Origin of the sequence: Acinetobacter johnsonii ANC 3681 (genome assembly GCF_000368805.1) — a bacterium.
In the GTDB taxonomy this organism is placed as follows: Bacteria; Pseudomonadota; Gammaproteobacteria; order Pseudomonadales; family Moraxellaceae; genus Acinetobacter; species Acinetobacter johnsonii.
On record NZ_KB849703.1, the window covers coordinates 401450 to 425187 of the forward strand.

General features: G+C 42.4%; 9 protein-coding genes, 2 tRNA genes and 3 rRNA genes. All 14 read right to left on the minus strand.

Annotation, left to right across the window (positions count from 1 at the left end):
• Positions 1 to 83: 83 nt before the first annotated feature.
• A complete protein-coding gene (locus F946_RS02185) occupies positions 84 to 2786 on the minus strand; it encodes a DUF11 domain-containing protein (RefSeq protein ID WP_004978443.1) in 2703 nt (900 codons plus the stop codon).
• A 46-nt stretch (positions 2787 to 2832) separates the two neighbouring features.
• Positions 2833 to 3327 carry a hypothetical protein gene (locus F946_RS02190; RefSeq protein ID WP_004978444.1) on the minus strand — a complete coding sequence of 165 codons (495 nt, stop codon included), beginning with the start codon at positions 3325 to 3327 and terminating at the stop codon, positions 2833 to 2835.
• 501 nt (positions 3328 to 3828) lie between these two features.
• Positions 3829 to 7533 (minus strand): DUF11 domain-containing protein, encoded by a 3705-nt coding sequence (locus F946_RS16860; protein ID WP_004978445.1) that lies wholly within the window; start codon positions 7531 to 7533, stop codon positions 3829 to 3831.
• Positions 7520 to 10177: a DUF11 domain-containing protein gene (locus F946_RS02200; protein ID WP_004978446.1), complete on the minus strand. Its 2658-nt coding sequence runs from the start codon at positions 10175 to 10177 to the stop codon at positions 7520 to 7522. Before F946_RS02200 ends, F946_RS16860 begins: the two co-directional genes overlap by 14 nt.
• A 15-nt stretch (positions 10178 to 10192) precedes the next feature.
• Complete coding sequence (locus F946_RS02205) at positions 10193 to 12838, minus strand: isopeptide-forming domain-containing fimbrial protein (RefSeq protein ID WP_004978447.1); 2646 nt, start codon at positions 12836 to 12838, stop codon at positions 10193 to 10195.
• Between the two features lie 331 nt (positions 12839 to 13169).
• A complete protein-coding gene (locus F946_RS16950; protein WP_004978448.1) occupies positions 13170 to 13313 on the minus strand; it encodes a methionine/alanine import family NSS transporter small subunit in 144 nt (47 codons plus the stop codon).
• 9 nt (positions 13314 to 13322) lie between these two features.
• Positions 13323 to 14801, minus strand: a complete 1479-nt coding sequence (locus tag F946_RS02210) for a sodium-dependent transporter (RefSeq protein ID WP_004978449.1) — start codon at positions 14799 to 14801, stop codon at positions 13323 to 13325.
• A gap of 961 nt (positions 14802 to 15762) precedes the next feature.
• The gene (locus F946_RS02215; RefSeq protein WP_407637059.1) at positions 15763 to 16323 is read right to left on the minus strand and encodes a DUF4256 domain-containing protein; all 561 of its coding nucleotides are present in this window, start codon (positions 16321 to 16323) and stop codon (positions 15763 to 15765) included.
• 141 nt (positions 16324 to 16464) lie between these two features.
• Positions 16465 to 17823 carry an MFS transporter gene (locus F946_RS02220; RefSeq protein WP_004978453.1) on the minus strand — a complete coding sequence of 453 codons (1359 nt, stop codon included), beginning with the start codon at positions 17821 to 17823 and terminating at the stop codon, positions 16465 to 16467.
• Between the two features lie 363 nt (positions 17824 to 18186).
• Positions 18187 to 18301, minus strand: a 5S ribosomal RNA gene (gene rrf, locus F946_RS02225).
• 175 nt (positions 18302 to 18476) lie between these two features.
• Positions 18477 to 21370, minus strand: a 23S ribosomal RNA gene (locus F946_RS02230).
• A 382-nt stretch (positions 21371 to 21752) separates the two neighbouring features.
• Positions 21753 to 21828, minus strand: a tRNA-Ala gene (locus F946_RS02235).
• A 68-nt stretch (positions 21829 to 21896) separates the two neighbouring features.
• Positions 21897 to 21973 (minus strand) — tRNA-Ile (locus F946_RS02240).
• A 61-nt stretch (positions 21974 to 22034) separates the two neighbouring features.
• Positions 22035 to 23572, minus strand: a 16S ribosomal RNA gene (locus F946_RS02245).
• The 16S, 23S and 5S rRNA genes sit together here with 2 tRNA genes alongside, the layout of an rRNA operon.
• Positions 23573 to 23738 lie beyond the last annotated feature (166 nt).

The window sequence follows — 23738 nt, forward strand, 5'->3', positions numbered from 1 at the left end:
CCAATACCAAGTAAAACAAGGTTAAGGGATAGGCATTTTGACAATGCCTATCCACAAAAATAGTTATTAATGTTATGTCTTAATTATTGTCCATCGACCTTAACGCTGAACTTCATTGTGACCGTTTCAGAAGGTGCTAAAGCAAACTCAGTTGATTTCAAATTGTTTGCTGTATTCGATACCGTACCTTTTGATGCAGGATCTAGTGCAGCTGCTGGTGTTGTACCTAAAGTGGTATAACTTGGCACAGCATCCGTGATCACAACTTTAGTTACTGCTTGGTTACCATCATTCACCGCCTTAATTTGGTAAATGATACAAGCACCTGGTTTTGCTTGAAGCGTCGATGTTCCGAAATTGCCTTCTTCAGCGCCATTACAATCAGCGTCTAGCGCTTGTAATTTTTCCAAACGAACTTGACCAATGTTCACTGTAGTTTTATCAGTTACAGTGACAGCAGCTGGGGCAGCAATACTGTTCAACTCACCTGTCGGAGTGATGGTTACAATAGATAGATCGGCCTGACCTGCAGTTGCATTACTTGGTGCTTCAACTTTCACCAAGATACTTACGCTTTCATTTGGCGAAAGACCATCTGCACCATTCGTCGCTGTTAGCCACGCATTAAGATCAGCACCAGTAACCAACTCACTCGCGTCAGCAACACCATTATTGTTTTTGTCCACATAAACTGAGGTTACAAAGCCACTATTTGATGGGTCATGCGTGATTGCAAATGGAAGTGTACTTCCCCCTGTCACCCCTTCTACAACGTTACCGTTGTTGGTCAAAGTATGCTTATAAACAATCGTACCGCCTGGAGCGACCTGACCTTGTTGATCAGCTAAGAACGACAGTCCACGAACAGCTTCTACAACAAGACGATCTTTCATCTTGTCAGTTAAGCCAGTTGCAGGAGAGTTAATCGTGAAGACAATATCTTGGCTATTTGCAGGTGTTGCATCGGTTGATGGCGTCACTTTGGCACAGAAATAAGCCGTTGCATTTGGCTGAATTGCACCTGTGTTGGTCACTTTAGTCGAAGAACATACACCAGTTGAGTCAGCAACAAAGTACTCAACAGTCCAACCTGATGGTAATGGTTGATCAGTACCAAAGTTATAATTGTCTGCAGTTGAACCACCATTGGTCACAGCTATCGGGAATGTTCCTGCAACACCAGGTTTAGTCGTTACTGTCGTTACAATATTAGCCGCAACATATGCACCTTCACCTGTAAGTGCAGTATCATTTTCTATATAGTCTTTATTACCCTTACCATTACTCAAATCGACTTTAGAAGTAGTGATGTCAGTAATACGTAAAGTGATCTTATCTGATAGAGTGCCATGTACAGGTGTAATGGTTAAGATTGTATCTAGGCCAGGAGCTGTAATCGGCCCTGTATACCCATTAGGCAAAGTAATACGTGCAGAAATTTCAAGATGACCACCAGAAGCCAATGGACCACTATCTACACTTGCGTCACCATTGGTATCCGTTAATGGTGTATTACCATCTGACTTTAACAATTCAACGATAGAACCTGCTGGTAGCTTAGATTTATCGACTTTAATGTTATATGTCTCAGTCACATTACCTAGGTTATGAATCCAAATATCTTCAGTTGAGCTTGAAGCACCAAATAAGATAGGTGAACCTTGAACAGCAGTGGTAGAGATTAAGTCATCTTTAGAACCCGCGACTTCAGCATCTGAGTAAGGGTCTGTTGCTAAATCATTGATCGTACCAATATAAGTCGACTGAACTGTGACATCATACGGGTTAGTAGGTTGAGGACTTTCTGTACCTGGACCATCTGGGTCAAATGTTGCGATGTTAGTAATTTTACCCGCTGGTGCGCTTGCGTTGACTGTTACTTGGAATGTTAATTTTCCTGTGCTGTTACGTGGTACTGATGCCAATACCAACTGCGCTTTACCATTGGTAAATTCGTACTTCGCTGCTGTTTCGTCACCAGTAGTATCTGTCAATGCCGCTGTTTGACCACTCCAACGCGCAGACCCAGCAACGTACGTCACACCTGCTGGCAGGATATCTTCAATGGTTAAATTTGTTGCGTCAGCATTACCTGTGTTTTTATAGGTCAACTCATAAGTCACCGTATCACCACGAGTTACAGCAGTAACATTGGCAGATTTTGTGACTTGAATCACCGCGCCGCCCACGATTTTCACTGTATCCGTGTTAACTTTGATATCACTTGAACCGATGAACGTACTTTCTGCTGATAAAGTCAATTTACCCAAGTCATTTGCCTGAGCTGTTGATGCCGTTGTACCCACAACCACTAAACCTGCAGACTCACCCGCATTTAAGGTAATAACCTGCCCCATTAAATTGGTGTTGTTATCAGGCACGCCGTCTTTGTTCGCATCTAAATAAATCGCAATATTTGAGAAATCAAATGCATCACCAGCGATGTTTGCCAAACTTAGTGTGAACTTATCTGTTCCATTACCAGTGTTGGTCAAGACGTGTGATAGAGTCACCACACCGTTCGGATTCGCAGTCGCACTACGGTCTTGTTCAAGTGTGAAACTACCCACTTGTAAAACAGTCGTTTTGACTTCATTCGAAGTGACAGTGCGTGTGGTCGACGTACCATCCACATACGATGCTGTTGCAATGTTACTAATGTTCGTACCCGCAGCTGGTGCAGCTGCATATGTGGTGCCTGTAGCAAAGAAAGCAAACCCACCTAAGACTGTCGCAATTGACAAATAAAGGTTATTTCGCTTTGTTGTTTTCAAATTCATAGACATGAAAGTCCCCCGACTCCATCGGAATGATGTGTGTAAAATTTAGAAATTAATCGTTTGAAGTATTTACTTTGGCTTGTGCACTAACCGTTACAGACTTTTTCGCTGGTAACTCTGCAATTTGCCACTGTAAAGCGCGGTATTCTTTCAATGGAATATTGACCAATTTTCCATCTACTTTTTTCTTTAATGGCATTGCAGCAAAGTTGACACCATCCGTGCTACCCAATGCACCAGAAGGCAAACTTGCACCCAAATATTGGGTATCTGCTGGAATCGGTAATGTCGCCTTTAAGCTTTTGATATTACCTGTCGTGTTGTTGGTATAAGTCGCACGATACTCAATCACATCCTGCGGTTTAATTGAGTCTGCAGCTTTAAATTGTGCATTCCCCTTATTGTCTACAACTTTTTTAAACGCTTTAAGCTGAACAGAGACAGGCTCATTATTGGTCGCTGCAGTTGCCACCATCGCACTGGCAGCAACCCCAACAAACATCAAACTAATTGTCATTTTTTTCAGCATAGAATTTTTGTTTAACATGATTTTATCCACTGCGAACCAATGCGAACTTTTTGTGACACTAATCACTTTTTTATAAATTAATGCAACAAATCTCAAAGCAATATTAAACAAAAATCACACAAACAACCATACATTATTTAAAAAAAATGTTAACCAGTTCACTTTAGACTATTTCATGTTGATACAAAAAATCACGCAAATAAAATGAAACTATTGATATTTATAATTTTTTAAATTTTAAATTAAATTACATACAGAAACATTTTCAAGAGATACAAAAAATTACAACTGACAGAAAAAACTTAAATGCTCTTCGAAAATCCTAAATGTTGTTTTTTTGAGAGAATTATCTGGATAAAATAGATGCTATAACTGTCTTTAAATCACTCAATTCACGCTTATCATTTAATATATTTTTCAAATAAATATGCAGAAAATCATAGTCCTATATATCAAAAACGAGCAATAAAAAGCCCCTTCGTGTAGATCCCAGAAGGAGCTTGTCATATCACAAATTAACTAATCGGGAATCCGTACACAGAAACCCACTTGTCCCTTTTGTTTCGGTGCCAACACACCAGGAATTGTCCATTTCAACTGCCCTGCATTTGCTTCAGTTTGACAACCAGAAGCTGTACACGACATCGTTCCATAAACCGTACCCACGGGAACACTATCTTTTAGAACGATATCGACTAAATTCTTGTTTGAATTATTGATATAGGTCATTTGATATTCCAAATAATCCCCTTTCGCAGCTTGATTGGCTACAGTAAATACTGTCGTCTCACTACTTGGTGCCGGGCATGCCGTCGTTTTACGGACCAATTTACTAATACTTAAGCCTGCTGTACCAATCGTTGTAATATCATTCACACTATTACTTTCCTTGGTCGTCGCAGCAGTATAAGTCGCCTTGCCATTGACCTTGAAGCTCGCAATAAAGCGATCACCACCTTGTGCCGTGGTAGGTGAATTTACTCGCTGAATCAAACAAATTTTTTCATTGGCTTTTAATACACGACTCGAAAGTAAACTTTCACCTTGATCCAACTGCGCATTACAGTTGCTATCTACATAAACCAAACTCTGCCAAGGCTGATTGTTTGCAGGCTGTTGCTCTTTAGTTTCAGTTAAATTCAGCACATTCATCACACTTTTCGCACTGAGCTCGTGTGGATAATCCACTACATCACCTGCCACAATGGTTTTCTGTCCATTTTGTGTTAAGACCAACTGTAACTCGGCATCACCAAACAAGAAACCATCATAGCTAGTCACATTTGCAGCTTTAGGAATGGTAAAGAAGTCATTACTGGTGTCGGCTGTCGCTGTCACGCTACTGGCTTTTGCAGAACTCACCGAATCAAAACCTGTCAAATTACGCTGTACCAGACAAATATTACTTCGCCCAGCAAATACATCATCTAAGGTTTGAATTTTAAAATCACCATTGGCATTGCTGGTTGTAGAGGCCAAAACGGCCTTACTGCTACAATCTTGCAGTTCAACAATACTCCCTGCAATTCCCAATTCACCGGCATCTACAATTGCGTTATACGCCTTAGAAACATCCGAAGTTGTACCGCTGTTATCGTTAAACACCCGCCCCGAAAATACATAACCTGCTTTTTTACTGTTGGTCACGCGACAAACGAGTTTAGCGGCAAATTTCACATTCGCTGCCGGTATGGTTTGGGTCAAACCATTGACGCCCCCCAAATTGGCAGTACTATTTCCCGAAATGGCTGCATTGGTATCTGTACATTCAATACTTTTAAGTGAATATAAAGTCGATGTCGATTCAGTAAAACTGATGGCTGTGTTTGGTGTTGCATAAGCCAATAATGAGCCTTGCTCAACGGGGGATGTACTTTTCTTTAAACGAACCGATTGTGCAGCCCCAACTACTGTTGTGACCACTTCACCACTGGTAATGGTTTCAGCATTGGCATTGCTCAAGTTGGCAAAAGCACTAAAGTTGAAGCTGTCTGTGCCATTTTCAGACACTTTATTCATTTCGAAGGTCGGTTTAAGACAAACATTGAGTTCATTAAAACCAATTCCAATATCATCCCCCACATACGTACTAGCGTTTGGCCGAACATTTTGGAATTCGGTACGTACTATTTTTGCTACTGTCACTGTTGTAGGTAACGTAATCGTAAAATTGATAGCAACAGGATCGGTACCATATGAGCCAATCGCATAGTCCGCAGTATCCACTTGTGCACCATTAAAAGCCGTAAATGAAGCTTGAGTATTTGAACCCTTGGCAGGAGTGACTAAGGTTGCATATACCACACCATCGACCAAAATTTTTAGTGTGGCTCCACTGGTACTTGATTTAGGACTACCATTTGACCAATTTAAACGCCCTTTTAACTGCAATGCACCATTTACGCCAGTACCATACATCACTGAATTTGGCAAAATCGTTGGGCTTGTTCCTGCTGTTTTTAAAGCATTATCATAAGTACTGCTCGCATTATCAACCAAATACGCTCTGAAAGCTGTATCTGAAACCAAATTAACCGATTGACCATATACGCATTGGTTTTGCGAACTACCACTAGTGATCGGAGTATTTTTATTTACTGTTGTACTCACAGCACTAGTGTTATTGGTTAAATCAATTTCTTTTGCTTCTGCTGAGTCCACAGTTGCAGTATTGGTAATTTGGTTGGATGATGTTGGCTCTTTATACACTAAGCCAGAAATAATAAAACTTAAGAAGTTGGTATTCCCTGTTTTATCTACAGGCAAGGTATTAACCGTGACACTCAGTTGATTAGAATCATCAGGGTTAGACACTGTTGGGCAGCTCACTGAGGCACTACTCGGTACACAATAACGATATAAACCAGCCAAATTATCAGGAATTAAATCTGATACGGTAATATTTGAAATCGCTTTTTCACCCTGATTCCAAACCTTTAACGTGTAAGTAATTACATCTCCAACCTGAGCAACAGTTTTATCTACTGTTTTACTAATAGCCAAATCATCACTACGTTTAGCCACTGTAATCGCTGTCCCAAAACCTGTTTCTGTTAGACGTTGCAATTCCGTATTACTACATGTTCCACCTGAAAAGGACATTCCAATGGGGCCATACTGTCCTTGCGAATACTTATTTGAAGTATTTTGGTTAAGCATTCGATAGTTAACTTTATAATAACCACCTGTTGAAATTGTAGTAGCGACTTCATATCTAACACCCGATTGGAAGCTATCCCTTGGGTCTTGAATCACGGTCGCTGAACCTGATGGAGGTGTTATCGAAATATATGCCCCATCATCCACTTCAGCCCCAGAATTTCCAACACAAGCACTCACACTACTGGTGGATGCAGGAATATAAACATAAGTTTCAAATTCCCACGCACGCAAGTTATTCACACGACTATTCGTTGCACTCACCGTGGGTAATAAAACATTTCTATATTGATAAGTCGTCAAATTCGTGACTGCTTGAACAAATGTTGGATTCGGGGATGTGGCTAAATTGGTAAAATAACTATCTCCACTATTACTACCAGGCATAGAGGCTGATAGATATTGACCAATCGGATTTTTATTACTTGCAGGCCATGCACCTAAAATAGCACTTGTCTCCTCCGCATAAGTTCCACATCCAGAACCACTACATATTGTTTGGCTTGTATTACGACCCGCCCAAAAAGCATCATAAGCTTGAGGATTAGTTGTTTGAGTACTTCCTGGTTGCCCCCAAACTCGATGAATACTTTCACCCACCCCACTGCCAGGATTTACCTCATTACTGGAAATCGCAATGGTTGTTTGTTGCGTCGCGCTTGAAATAGGGGCCGTCGAGGCGACAGAATAATCAACATAAATATCAAATGTGCCAGCATTTGCGACGCCCCCAATATTACAAGTATAAATTGAGTTGGCCAATGTACACGTATTAGACGCTGTTCGAACCTGACTGATGCTTACACCTGTAGTGAGAGCCGCCCTAACTTCAACTTTTGTCGCTGTCGCAGCGGATGGTCCAAAATTTTTAATGGTAATGGTTTGTGTACCCACATCACCTTGTACAATTGTAGGCGTGTTTGCACCAATAACCTCAAAACGAGCAATGGGGATTGGATTATCACTGAGTGGAGTCAAGGCATGCGTCAAGGAAATCCCTATTGTGGAAAGCACAACAGAAAGCATGATTTTTTTCTGAATGCATTTCATTTTAGTTCCCCACATACTTCACTCCAAACTCTAAGCTATGACTTTCATTGCTTTTTATTGCCGTAACTGAACCCTTAATTGCACCCATTTGCCCCAGAGCAGGCGCACTAAGCGAACCAGATTCACATGTACTACAACTTGGTGCTTTACTCATGACCATCGCTTCAGGCGTGTAATCATAAAAATTAAATCGACCAATGGCCGAAGCACCCAAATTCTTCACGGTTAATTGATACAGAACACATTGCCCCGAACCATCTGCATTACGCGTGATCGGCAAGACATTTGAGGTATACGCACTATCCGCGACCCCATCACAATTATTATCTTTAGCTTGCAACTTACTCAAACGGACTGGCGCAGTGGTTATAGTTGTAATGTCTGTTGCCGTATCTAATATCGTCCCAGCACTATTTTTTAGGCTAATGATGGAAGTATTCACGACTCCAACAGTGTTATACGCGGTATTTTCAACTTTATTAAAGATACGAATCGGTGCTTTACTGCTAAGAATAGAAGCATTCACAATAGATAAGTTTTGAATAATCGGGTCAGATGCATCTAACTGCCCATCATTATTGGCATCATAATAAAGTGTTGTGGTAAAGCCAGTTCGATCATTGGCAACGCTTAAATTATCCGTTGCTGACAATACAGACGTTCCCCACGGTTTTAAGGTGTGGGTATAAACAATACTGCCTCCTGGGGCAATTTGCCCACGTAAATCAGGTTCTAAACTCACCCCACCTTGACTCGCATTTGAGTTAATCGTAATTGCATTTTGAATAACGTCATAACCATTACTTGGCGCTGAGGTCATCAAATTAGACGAAGCCACTTTAAAATAAATTGGAATCGGTTGGGTTGTGGTCTTGGCATCGGCCCGAATTTCGACCACGGCACAATAGAGCTGAGACTCCCCATTATTCAACAATCGAGTCGAAGCAATTTCTGCTCCAAGCACCGAGCAGTCTGTGGTTGATGAAGCAAAATAGCGCACCGAACTGATATCGCTTGGCAATGCAACCGTCGCAAAATTATTATCGGCATCAGCACTAAAACTATATGCCGTCGCTTGACCTGTATGACGTACAGTGAGTGGGAACACCACCGTTAGATTATTCACCCCAGCTAAAATTTTCCACGGCGAACCACCATTCGACACATTGCCATTTCCTGTCCCATTTGCCGTAGTTTCAGGGCTATTGATCAGGTCAACCAACCGAGAGGCTGTACTTTGAATCAGTGAGGTACGATCTTGTACCGTATCTGTTTTGGTATTGTCTAAAATCGATTGTGCTTTAGGCACAATGTTATACGTAGTATTGGCTGTATCTATATAGTCTGCAGGGAACGTAACTTTCACAATTATCGGAAGTTTAGCGCCTGCATCTAGCGTTCCCGTATCAACAATACCGTCATTATTACTATCAAACAGTGGAGTGACGCCATCTGCACGATAGAATTCCAATACACTCCCTATCGGTAAATTATGGCTGTTAAAAGTTAAATTGAACCGATCTGCTACCGTTCCTGTATTCCACACATAGTTTTCAAAGACAACGGTTCCACCACTACTCGCCCCTAATTTTTCTAATAAATCACTACCACTTACACTATTCGCATCCGCATTAATGACCACCCCATAAATCGGCTTAATGCTTAACACAGCAGTGTTAGACTGGGTGACTAAGTTAGGCGTGGTAGTCGAACTGTCATGGTCATAGTCCATATTTGCAAAGTTGGGAATCTCACCGGGTGCAGTACGAGCAACCCGAACACGGAACTCAATATAGCCTTGCGCATTCGCAGGGACATTGGTGATTTGCGCACGAATCGTTTTACCATCCGTATCAAGGTAATAATTAATGCCTGTTGGATCATTACTGCCTGTCGCAGAATTCAGTGCTTGCCCATTCCAGTTTTCATTACCTGTGACATAAGTCAACTGCGTGGTATCCAACAAGTCACTGATATTGACCACGCCACTATTATTACCATTATTGAAATAGGTTAAACGGACGGTTGCAATATCACCATTTACTACGCTTGTTTTATCAAAGCTCTTGGTTAAATTTAGAACCGCCTGATCGGTGATTCGTGATGTATCAATATTATTTTGAGTCAGACTTGGTTGTTGTGTAGAGGTCGCTGTGAGTTGAATCTGACTGGAGCTATTTACGGCAGCTGATGAAGGAATAATGGCTTTAATAATCAGTGCAACCGTCTCTCCAGCATTTAAGCTATATTGGCTAATCGGAGTATTATTGTCTGCAACACCATTTCGATCGGCATCTAAATAAATTTCAATATTGCTATGGGTAAAACTCCCCCCTGCAATTTGACTGCCCAACAAATTATAAAGATCGCGTTCGTTCCCAGTATTGGTTAGAACATGGTGATAATAGACCGCCTGCCCTGGACGCACATATTCCGTTCGGTTATCTTTCAAACCGAGGTTATAAACAGGAATCACCGTGGTTTGAACCAAGTTGGAACGTGCCACTTGAACTACGGTAGAGCCTTCTTCTTTGTATTCACCCACAGCCATGTTACTGATGACCAGAGCATCAGCAAAAACCCAAGTCGATGCTGTTGCCCCCAACAAGCTCAGCATGGCAATACGCATATTTCGAATCATTTTCTTTTCTGCAAACATTTTCCGAGCCTACTCTTAAGGGTTAACACGAATAACAAAGTAGAAATTGGCTTCTTGGCTTGGATCTAAACTACTCACCAAAGCAGAAACTTTGTCACCAGAAGATAAATTTGTACCTGACGGAACAATAACAGGCGTTCCTACTAGGCTGGTATAAGCTGGAACAACATCATTAAACTGCACATTCTTCACCACTGAACCACCATCATTTTTAAGTGTCAGCTTATACACCACACATTGATTTGGCTTGACTGAAACTAACTGGGTGGAATAGCTCAAAGATGCTAAATTAGTAGTGGTACAACTACTATTCGCTGCTTGTGTTTTAACTAACTGTAAATGCCCCGTTGCAACCGTGGTCACATCTGTATTTTTTAAGTTATCTAAATGAATGCCATTAAAATCAGAAACTTCAACCACTATATCCGCCTGGCTCACCACACCTTCTGTTGCAGAAGGGGCCGCCTGAACTTTAAGTAAAAGTTGAATATCAGCCTGCGCCAATAAGCCCGCACTACCCAAAAGCTGATTTAAACTGGTTGTTGCGCTAATAATTTGGTCTGCACTATCAATCTGACCATTTTTATTTGCATCATAATAAAGGGTATAAACAAAGCCATCATTTCTAAGTGGTACAACTTTCAAATTCACTTGAGAACCTGCATTTGCACCTTCTGCAATATTGCCCAAATTCTTTAAAGTATGCGCATAGACAATCGTGCCACCCACACTTACCTGACCTTGCTGATCATTGGTCAGGGTGAGTAAGCGTGCGACATTACTTTCAATTTGGTTCTTAATCGAGTCCGCTTGTTGATTAACTGGTGATTGAATCGCAAACCAAATCGGCGCTGTAAAATTCTGTTGGCTTACGTCAACATCAATCACTGCACAATATGCCTTGCTTGCTCCTGCACCTAAGGTTCCCGTATTGGTAATTTGCTTACCCACCGTTTGACAGCTGGCATCACCTTCATAAAATTTGACGCTAAAACCTGCTTTAGTGGTAGGCATAATATTGGCGACATCAATCGCGCTAAAGGATGCATACAAATTATAGTTATTGGCTTGGGTTGAATTATTCTTTGCCACCAAAGGAAAAACCGCTTTACCCGAAGTAACTTTAACCGTACGTAAGGGTTGACCGGCATTATCCACGATCCCCACGCCTAAACCCGATTGGTCAGCATTATATAAATCACTACTGCTGGATGCAGCAGTTAAAGCTGTAATTTGGTTACGAATCGGGTCAGAGACTGTACTTGAAGCAATGGATGTCGCAACCACATCAATATTGATATTGCTGACACTGCTGCTACAGCCTGTAGAGGCCGATACTCCAACCTGAATTTGTTTTACCGCCGCATTTGAAATCGAACCTGTGTCGACTTTACCGTCACCATTGGTATCCGTAAGTAAAGTTTTTCCGTCCTGCGTGTAAAAATTAACTTTGGCACAGCTAGGCAAATTGTTTGAGCTATAACTTAAATTATAAGTATCTGTGGTATTACCAATGTTCCAAACATAGTTATTAAAGAAAACCTCTTGCCCTGGTTTCAAACTGGCTTGAATCACTAAGTTATCAGGACTGTTATTCGGGTTACCGACGTTCGTTGCTGAACTGGATTTATTATTTAAAACCACCCCATAGACAGCAGCCAAATTATAGATCACGGTATTAGAGAAACTGCTCAGTTTTACCGTGGTATTATCCATGTCATATTGTACAAAACCTGCCGTGTTTGGAATTTTATTGGCAGCACCTTGTTTCACATTGGCTTTAAAAGCCAATGTGCCTGATGTGAGCGGTGCAACAGCTGTAATACTGGCTTCTAGACTCTTCCCATCAGGTTTAAGTTGATAGGCTATTCCTGTATTCGCAGATCCTTCTGTATCATTTGCATCGGTGAGTGCTGTGCTATTTTGATTCCAAACTGCCGACCCGGATACGTATTCTAAAGAATCATCCAACACATCTTGCAGCACGACACGACGTGTTGCTGTCCCTGTATTTCGATAGGTCAAAGTATAGGTGATCAAATCACCAATATTGCCTTCACTTGTACTTTGCGCTTTAACGAGAGAAATCACAGCATCATCGACAACGCGAATCGTATCTGTGACTTGTGCAGAAAGCGTAGCATTTTGCTGGCTCACAGCTTTGAGGTCTAAACTACTGAGCTGATTAAAAGAGACATTTGTCGGGATACTGCCCACAATCACAACTGCTAAAGATTGACTCGCATTGAGCTCAATTGAACCTACCAATAAGTCTTCAGTATTATCTGGTAAACCATTTTGATCGCGGTCTGCATAGACCTTCACATTACTTAAATCAAAATTATCCGTACTACTTTGTACTAAACGCAATGTATATCGATCAGCAGTATTACCTGTATTGGTTAAGACATGTGGCAGATTCACAGCCCCACCGACCACACCATATTGGTTTTGGTTTTGTACTAAAGTCAGTGAGTACGTTTTTTGCACTTCCAATGCCACAGGATTGGAATTGACCAATAAAACATTTCCCATCTCATCGGTATAGTCCCCAGATGCAACGTTAGAAATATAGCTTCCCGGTTGTGGAAATGCATGTGCTTCTAATGAAAAAAAAAATAAAAACGACAGAGCAGAAAATTTCTTTTTGTTAATTTTCATATGAATTAGCCAGCAAAAGTACAAACTGTGTCACAATTCTATACTATTTTGTATCATAGTTGTTATTGTGATTGCATATTTATTAGATAAAATTTGTACAGCATACTTTTTGTTCTTTCTGTCCGTATGAATTCTTATTTTTTCAAGCCAAATTGACGTGAACACTAAGCTCCAAATCAACTCAACAAAAAAGTTTATAGAAGCATTGTTGTATAGCGCTGATGTGCGATAGCTCACTACACCCTCGTTAAAAAAACGCCCAATGAAGCTCATTGGGCGTTTTTTAATAAGTAGATACCTATTTCAGGGCTACTAAACTTTAAATCCAGTATTACAACGTATGCTGGTCTTTCACTTCTTCAAGAACCTCATCGAGCTCTTCTGGATTTTTCATCAAGTGGAGAATAGACAACACAAGTCCTCCCCAAACAAACAACATTGAAATCACCATCATTATGATTGCTGAAGTATTCATTTTTTTCTCCTAGCGATCTTTAACTTTGCTGAGTACGATTGCAACGACAGCACAGAAAATCACACTGCCCCAACCAAATAGTCCTTGCAGACTCATGCTATAGGTATCGTAACCATTTTTCACCAAATTAAATAACGTCATGCTCAACGTCGTTAATAACACGAGTGAAGTAATCACGGTCAAGGTAAATGCCCAACCCTTACCGAGTTGAATCGTGGAAATACGGTTTACGTGATCACGCAACTCAATCAATGCTGAACGCTTAAACCAAGTAATACAAAGAATAGAAACAAGTGCGCCACCCACAATGCCAATGTTGTTGATAAAGTGATCCACGATATCCACCAGTTTAATCGCATTCACACTTGAGAATAAGATCACTGAAACCAGTGCACTACCACCACCGATAATGGTAACTGCTTTTTTACGGCTCCATTTTAACTTATCCTGCATCGCTGCAATCGGCACTTCCAAGATACTGACCATGGAAGAAATACCGGCAACAAATAATGATGAGAAGAACAATAGACCGAATAAATCAGCACCTGCACCAAGACTTGAAATGATTTTCGGGAAAGCAATAAATGCCAAACCGATACCACCACTCACCACATCTTGAACTTCTTTGCCTGCGGCATGCGCCATAAAGCCTAATGCAGCAAAAATACCAATACCCGCCAAGATTTCAGTTGAAGCATTGGCAAAACCAACGATCAGCCCCGAACCAGTCAAGTTAGTCTTTGGCTTTAAGTAAGATGCATAAGTCACCATAATCCCGAAACCCACAGAAAGCGAGAAGAAGGTATGACCATACGCCGCCAACCACACTTTATAGTCCATCATCGCAGACCAGTTCGGTGTAAAGAATGCATTTAAGCCTTCTGCGGCACCTGGTAAACGAAGTGATTGCACCACTAAAATGGTAAATAAAACGAACAATAAAGGCATGAAAATCTTATTCGATAATTCAACACCTTTTTTAACCCCGCCAAACAGAATAATTAAGGTCAGCGCCCAAATTCCCACGATTGGCCAAAATAAATGGCTTACAAACTGTAAATCGAAACCTGTTGCTTTCGAAGTTTGTAAGTAGGTATTAAAGAAGAAACTTTCAGGGTCACTGCCCCAAGCCTGACCAATCGAGAAGTAAACATAGCTTCCCGCCCACGTCAGTACACTGGCATAGTACAAACCAATGATGATACACACACAGACTTGCCACCAACCTAGCGTTTCACCGCCTTTAAACAAAGCCCGATAGGCTTTAGGTGGTGACCCCGAACTTCGGTGTCCTGTTGCATAATCTAAAAATAACAGGGGTAAACCAGCGGTAATTAACGCCAATAAATAAGGAATAAGAAAGGCACCGCCACCATTTTCATAAGCAACATAAGGGAAACGCCAAATATTACCTAAACCTACAGCCGAACCTACAGCTGCAATAATAAAACCAGATCGTGATGTCCAGTTTTCACGAGTTCCTGACATAAAACACCTAAACCTAGGTCCCTTTTAATTGCTTTTTATTTGGTTATCTCGCAACAAAAAAGAACCATTTAATATTAATCTTGAGTGTTTGATTTAGCTTCGACCTTTTGGGTGCAAGGTTCTAAATGACAAACAGAGGAGTTTTCACAAAACCTTGGTTAAAGTGTGTCGATTAAACTTCCCTTTTATATGGTTCAACAATACTCACTTTTATAAAAATATTCTGTAATTTCTGCTTCAAATATTCCATTTTTATAATGTGTTCTGATTCAACCGTTCAATTAATCAGCTTATTTATTGTACAAAATTAGTTATAAATTAACAAACTTTTTGGAATGATTTATTACACCTATTTTCCTGCTCAGAATTTGAAGATCGGACATCAATGCTCAACCTATTGAGAAAATCAATGTAAAGAACGCTAAAACGATCAATTCCCTGCATAGAAACATTACTTTTCACATTTTCATTCAAATATTCACTCCATCAGAGAATATTAACCATGTTTCTGATGAACATCACATGCATAAATACGGCTTTTTAATATTGTTCTGTATTTACAGCACAGTCGATTTACAACCGCGCTATACCAGTTATGCTCTATATTTAAAACAAAAACCATCAAAGCCAGTCATTGTCGTACAGGGTCAGTTCACGAGGCTAATCTAGCATTGATTAGGCTATTTAAACGATGCTGATTTAAGGCAGTAAGCGAAAATTATATAAGCCATTTACTTTTGTCAGCTTAGGCTTACAAATAGCGTGGTTAAAATGCTGTATGAACAACAGCAACTGCCATGTATATTTAAACCATGAGGAAACAGGACGTTTCCCAAACTTAAAACAACAATAATCAGTTTGAGCATCAGGATGTGAGATATGACAGGAGTTGTATCTAAGCACTGAAATACAAAGAAACCTCGACAGGATGTCGGGGTTTCTTTTTATCTCTATTCCACAGTTAAAGCTGAATATAAGTCCGAAAGCCTCGACTCGCATAGTACGAAGCAGCGCCATTATGATAGGTAAACGTACGACCATAGCGCTGATCACAAAAAATTGCCCCGCCTTGCTGACGTAATTCAGCTGGAGTCTCAACCCAACTGGATGTTTTCAAGTCAAAATTAAAGATCTGCTGTAAAAGATAATACTGTTGTTCCGTCACTAAGCTTAAGCCATACGCCTGTACCCAATCTAGCACTGTATTTTCAGGCGGATGATCCTTGCGACTCAATAGTGCCTCTCTGTCATAACACATGCTCCGTCGCCCTTTCGGTGACTCAATTGAACAATCAAAAAAATATACATTTTGCGTATTCGGTAAAGCCACGACATCGGGCTCACCACCACTTATTTCCATTTGTTGTAACGCATATAGTTTTTCAGGAGACTGCAAAAGTTGTTCTCGGACAAATGCCCAACTAATTTGCATATGACGTTCAGTATGCTGTTGAAACCGTTGTTCTAAGGTATTGAATAAATGTTTAGTTTGCTCAGGTTCGAGTTTTTTCTGCTGCTTAATCATTGTTATTGTACTGCCTTATTTAATGCTACCTTTAGCATAGCACTCTCCTTCAAACACGACCAAATATCACCCAACGGTACACCGATTTTGCAAAAATAAAGGCCCTCAAAATGCGAGCCTTTTATTTTTAGGATTTGATTAAGAAGATGCTTTGATTGAACTCGAAACTTTCACCTGAGTTTTAACTGCTTCTTCAGCACTATTTAAACGGATAAAAGAAACCGCTATCGCAGCAAGCACCGCTGGAATCGCCACAGCAATAAAATTCAACTTATGTGGTAATTCCATGCCCAACAATACCCCAATGACAATTGGACCCACGATTGCACCCACACGGCCAATGCCAGATGCCCAACCCAACCCTGTTGAACGAACAGCTAGCGGATAATATTGCGCCACATAGCTATATAGTAAAATACTACAACCGATTGAAGCGGCTCCTGCAAGTGCAACCAATAAATAAATTACAGGTTGTGGTGAATTAAAGCCTAAACCCACCAATGCAAATGCCCCGACAGTCAACATGCTAATAATGACAGGTTTCAAATGGAAACGATCCGCAAGCACACCACCACCAGCAGTGCCAATCACCGCACCAATGTTCAAGGAAAGGAGGAACATTAAACTGCTGCCCATCGAATAACCCGCAGCCATCATCAGTTTTGGTAACCAGCTTCCTAGGGCATAAACCATCAATAAGCACATGAAGAAGCAGCACCAAAATAAAACTGTACCCATACCACGGCCATTTTTAAACAAGGCAGCGACAAATGCATCAGGGACTTTAGCTTCATTCAGCACTAGAACAGTATCTGAAGTTACAGTCTCTTCAGGTACCAGACGTTGAATAATGCTGCGTGCCTTTTCTGTTTGCTGGTCTTTCACTAAAAAAGTGACTGATTCAGGTAAAAATTTCCATAAAATCGGAATAAACAGTAATGGAATACCAGCAATGAAAAACATGATCTTCCAGCCAAAGGTTGGCGTAAATGCAACACCTAGTAGTGCTGCCATAATCCCACCCATTGCATAGCCACTAAACATCGCGGTCACCAAAGTACTACGAAACTTCTGCGGCGCATATTCCGAAGTTAAAGCAACCAAATTCGGTAATACACCACCAATTCCAAGACCCGCAATAAAGCGTAAAATACCAAATTCAGTCGGGTTTGAAGCAAAGCCACCCGCAAAAGTGAACCCACTGAACAACGTAACACAGATAATAATGACTTTTTTACGGCCAATTTTATCGGCCAGCATTCCAAATAACATTGCACCAAACATCATGCCTGCTAAGGCAGTACTGGCTAGCATTCCTGCTTGAACAGCTGTCATACCCCACTCTTTCATTAAAAGCGGTAAAGCCACACCGTTAATTGCTAAATCATAACCGTCAAACAAGACGACGAATAAGCACCACAAAACAACCGTTAAATGAAAAGGCTTAAACTTAGCCTGATCGATTACAGCATTTACATTCATTGTTGTCGCTGTCATTTTTCCCTCACCTCCAATTGTGAGCTTTATTATAAAAAGTGAATCCAAATTCACTTTTATATAAAATGAATCATAATTCAGTTTTTGTCTATAAATAAAACAATTGAAACAGCTTTTTTTGGAAAAACTAGACTAAAGTTGTATAAAAATGACGCGAAACGATTTGCACTTCATCGAATTCTTTGATAAATATTAGATTTTTCACATAATTTTAAATTATATAAATGTATTTTTGTATAATTTAGCGTGCATTCTCCGCTCTAATTCTCTTCTTTCCCACTTAATAATTATTTATATTATTTACCATTTCCTTGCATAAAAAAATCCCCCTCTGCGATTAGCGGAGGGGGATTTGAATTAATGAGCTGGCGATGACTTACTCTCACATGGATAACTCCACACTACCATCAGCGCTAAGAGGTTTCACTTCTGAGTTCGGGAAGGGATCAGGTGGTTCACTCTTGCTATTGTCGCCAGCACAACTGTTTATGACTATTCGTTGGGTCTAACCTCAGAGCAGTGCTCTTCGTGCCTAACTTTCATCAAATGAGTTATTAACAGGTATATTTGAGTTGGATATTGTATCTAGCTTTATAACTAAATCAAGTTGTTTGCAGTGATTTGAACCACAACACCAACTGTTTGGGTGTTGTATAGTCAAGCCTCACGAGCAATTAGTATTGGTCAGCTTCACATATCACTATGCTTCCACATCCAACCTATCAACGTCGTAGTCTTCAACGGCTCTTTAGAGGACATAAAGTCCTAGGGAAATCTTATCTTGAGGTAGGCTTCCCGCTTAGATGCTTTCAGCGGTTATCCCTTCCGAACATAGCTACCCGGCGATGCGACTGGCGTCACAACCGGTACACCAGAGGTTCGTCCACTCTGGTCCTCTCGTACTAGGAGCAGATCCTCTCAAATTTCCAACGCCCACGGTAGATAGGGACCGAACTGTCTCACGACGTTCTAAACCCAGCTCGCGTACCTCTTTAAATGGCGAACAGCCATACCCTTGGGACCTGCTTCAGCCCCAGGATGAGATGAGCCGACATCGAGGTGCCAAACACCGCCGTCGATATGAACTCTTGGGCGGTATCAGCCTGTTATCCCCAGAGTACCTTTTATCCGTTGAGCGATGGCCCTTCCATACAGAACCACCGGATCACTAAGACCTACTTTCGTACCTGCTCGACTTGTGGGTCTCGCAGTTAAGCGCGCTTTTGCCTTTATACTCTACGCGTGATTTCCGACCACGCTGAGCGCACCTTCGTACTCCTCCGTTACTCTTTAGGAGGAGACCGCCCCAGTCAAACTACCCACCAGACATGGTCCTCGTCCCGGATAACGGGACAGAGTTAGAACCTCAATATTACCAGGGTGGTATTTCAAGATTGGCTCCACCGAAACTAGCGTCTCGGTTTCAAAGCCTCCCACCTATCCTACACAAGTAAGATCAAAGTTCAATGTCAAGCTGCAGTAAAGGTTCACGGGGTCTTTCCGTCTAGCCGCGGGTACACCGCATCTTCACGGCGAATTCGATTTCACTGAGTCTCTGCTGGAGACAGCGCCCCCATCATTATGCCATTCGTGCAGGTCGGAACTTACCCGACAAGGAATTTCGCTACCTTAGGACCGTTATAGTTACGGCCGCCGTTTACTGGGGCTTCGATCAAGAGCTTCGCTTACGCTAACCCCATCAATTAACCTTCCAGCACCGGGCAGGCATCACACCCTATACGTCCACTTTCGTGTTTGCAGAGTGCTATGTTTTTAATAAACAGTTGCAGGGGCCTGGTTTCTGTGGCTGCCAATAGCTCAAGGAGTAAATCCTATCACCGTCGGCAGCGTACCTTCTCCCGAAGTTACGGTACCATTTTGCCTAGTTCCTTCAGCAGAGTTCTCTCAAGCGCTTTGGTCTACTCGACCTGACCACCTGTGTCGGTTTCGGGTACGATTCCTATGTAACTGAAGCTTAGAGACTTTTCCTGGAAGCATGGTATCAGCCACTTCACTGTACAAGTACAGCTTGCTATCAGTTCTCAGCATAGAGTACCCCGGATTTGCCTAAGATACATGCCTACAACCTTCCACCTGGACAACCAACGCCAGGCTGACTTAACCTTCTCCGTCCTCTCATCGCATTACATAGAAGTATTGGAATATTAACCAATTTCCCATCGACTACGCCTCTCGGCCTCGCCTTAGGGGTCGACTCACCCAGCCCCGATTAACGTTGGACTGGAACCCTTGGTCTTTCAGCGTGCGAGTTTTTCACTCGCATTGTCGTTACTCACGTCAGCATTCGCACTTCTGATACCTCCAGCATACTTCTCAATACACCTTCATCGGCTTACAGAACGCTCCCCTACCACTTGCAATAAATTGCAAATCCGCAGCTTCGGCATATAGTTTTAGCCCCGTTACATCTTCCGCGCAGGCCGACTCGACTAGTGAGCTATTACGCTTTCTTTAAAGGGTGGCTGCTTCTAAGCCAACCTCCTAGCTGTCTATGCCTTCCCACATCGTTTCCCACTTAACTATAATTTTGGGGCCTTAGCTGGCGGTCTGGATTGTTTTCCTCTTGACTACGGACGTTAGCACCCGCAGTCTGTCTCCCGGATAGTACTCATTGGTATTCGGAGTTTGCATCGGTTTGGTAAGTCGGGATGACCCCCTAGCCGAAACAGTGCTCTACCCCCAATGGTATTCGTCCGAGGCGCTACCTAAATAGCTTTCGGGGAGAACCAGCTATCACCGAGTTTGATTAGCCTTTCACCCCTATCCACAAGTCATCCCCTGGCTTTTCAACGACAGTGGGTTCGGTCCTCCAGTTAGTGTTACCCAACCTTCAACCTGCTCATGGATAGATCACCCGGTTTCGGGTCTACACCCAGCAACTAAACGCCCTATTAAGACTCGATTTCTCTACGGCTCCCCTATGCGGTTAACCTTGCTACTGAATGTAAGTCGCTGACCCATTATACAAAAGGTACGCAGTCACCGAACAAGTCGGCTCCCACTGCTTGTATGCATGCGGTTTCAGGATCTATTTCACTCCCCTCACAGGGGTTCTTTTCGCCTTTCCCTCACGGTACTGGTTCACTATCGGTCAGTCAGGAGTATTTAGCCTTGGAGGATGGTCCCCCCATATTCAGACAAGGTTTCACGTGCCCCGCCCTACTCGACATCATCATATAAGCCCTTTCGTGTACAGGACTATCACCCACTATGGTTGCACTTCCCAGAGCATTCCACTAGAACTTATATGACTTAATGGGCTTTTCCCCGTTCGCTCGCCGCTACTGAGGGAATCTCAATTGATTTCTTTTCCTAAGGGTACTGAGATGTTTCACTTCCCCTCGTTCGCCTCGTATGACTATGTATTCATCATACGATACCTGCCTTATGACAGGTGGGTTTCCCCATTCAGAAATCTCCGGATCACAGGATATTTGCCGCCTCCCCGGAGCTTATCGCAGGCTATTACGTCTTTCATCGCCTCTGACTGCCAAGGCATCCACCACATGCACTTAATTACTTGACTATACAACCCCAAACAGTCGATCGTTCCTACAAGTGAGAACGTTCAACATTACAGTTTGAAGTACTGTGCACTTAAGCACCGTACAGCTTCAATTCAATTCACATACCAAAACGCTTGATTCAGTTAATTTCGCTAGTAACTCATTTCATTCAACGTTAACAATTGCTTGTTAAGTTAACTAAAACGAGTATGAACAAATTATTTCAACTCAAATATATTCTGTTAATGATTTTTCCAGCCTTCGTCAGGTCAGGAAACTGTGATAAATCACAGAAGTTAATAAGTTATCTACTTACTAATTTCTGTAATCCAACCTATCTGCGCGAAGCATAGCTTCTTGCTTAAATTTCAAGGAAAAGCATGCTTTTCTTGTCTTGAAATTTGGTGGAGACTAGGAGAGTCGAACTCCTGACCTCCTGCGTGCAAAGCAGGCGCTCTACCAACTAAGCTAAGTCCCCAGCTTATCAATAAGTCAATGTCTCTGCTTTTCTGTATTCAGCATTTAATAATGCTTGTTAGTCAGATTTGGTGGGTCTGACAAGACTTGAACTTGTGACCCCACGCTTATCAAGCGTGTGCTCTAACCAACTGAGCTACAGACCCTCAGATACATCGTCATGAAGAACAACTTGTTGTGGATTCTTACCAATCGTCAATCTTTCGTTAAGGAGGTGATCCAGCCGCAGGTTCCCCTACGGCTACCTTGTTACGACTTCACCCCAGTCATCGGCCACACCGTGGTAAGCGTCCTCCTTGCGGTTAGACTACCTACTTCTGGTGCAACAAATTCCCATGGTGTGACGGGCGGTGTGTACAAGGCCCGGGAACGTATTCACCGCGGCATTCTGATCCGCGATTACTAGCGATTCCGACTTCATGGAGTCGAGTTGCAGACTCCAATCCGGACTACGATCGGCTTTTTGAGATTAGCATCCTATCGCTAGGTAGCAACCCTTTGTACCGACCATTGTAGCACGTGTGTAGCCCTGGTCGTAAGGGCCATGATGACTTGACGTCGTCCCCGCCTTCCTCCAGTTTGTCACTGGCAGTATCCTTAAAGTTCCCGGCTTAACCCGCTGGCAAATAAGGAAAAGGGTTGCGCTCGTTGCGGGACTTAACCCAACATCTCACGACACGAGCTGACGACAGCCATGCAGCACCTGTATGTAAGTTCCCGAAGGCACCAATCCATCTCTGGAAAGTTCTTACTATGTCAAGACCAGGTAAGGTTCTTCGCGTTGCATCGAATTAAACCACATGCTCCACCGCTTGTGCGGGCCCCCGTCAATTCATTTGAGTTTTAGTCTTGCGACCGTACTCCCCAGGCGGTCTACTTATCGCGTTAGCTGCGCCACTAAAGCCTCAAAGGCCCCAACGGCTAGTAGACATCGTTTACGGCATGGACTACCAGGGTATCTAATCCTGTTTGCTCCCCATGCTTTCGTACCTCAGCGTCAGTATTAGGCCAGATGGCTGCCTTCGCCATCGGTATTCCTCCAGATCTCTACGCATTTCACCGCTACACCTGGAATTCTACCATCCTCTCCCATACTCTAGCTTCCCAGTATCGAATGCAATTCCTAAGTTAAGCTCAGGGATTTCACATCCGACTTAAAAAGCCGCCTACGCACGCTTTACGCCCAGTAAATCCGATTAACGCTCGCACCCTCTGTATTACCGCGGCTGCTGGCACAGAGTTAGCCGGTGCTTATTCTGCGAGTAACGTCCACTATCCAAGAGTATTAATCTCGGTAGCCTCCTCCTCGCTTAAAGTGCTTTACAACCAAAAGGCCTTCTTCACACACGCGGCATGGCTGGATCAGGCTTTCGCCCATTGTCCAATATTCCCCACTGCTGCCTCCCGTAGGAGTCTGGGCCGTGTCTCAGTCCCAGTGTGGCGGATCATCCTCTCAGACCCGCTACAGATCGTCGCCTTGGTAGGCCTTTACCCCACCAACTAGCTAATCTGACTTAGGCTCATCTATTAGCGCAAGGTCCGAAGATCCCCTGCTTTCCCCCGTAGGGCGTATGCGGTATTAGCATTCCTTTCGGAATGTTGTCCCCCACTAATAGGCAGATTCCTAAGCATTACTCACCCGTCCGCCGCTAGGAAATGTAGCAAGCTACATCTCCCCGCTCGACTTGCATGTGTTAAGCCTGCCGCCAGCGTTCAATCTGAGCCATGATCAAACTCTTCAGTTAAAAATCATTAGTAGCTTATGGCTACAAATCTTGGCTCATCAATTTTCTGACAAATATTTCTCAAATAAACTTCGAGTAATTTTTACCTTCAATCAATGAAATATTTTCGATCGATCAATCAGTAAAAATCCACACAAGTTGTTCTTCATAATCTCTTAATGATCTT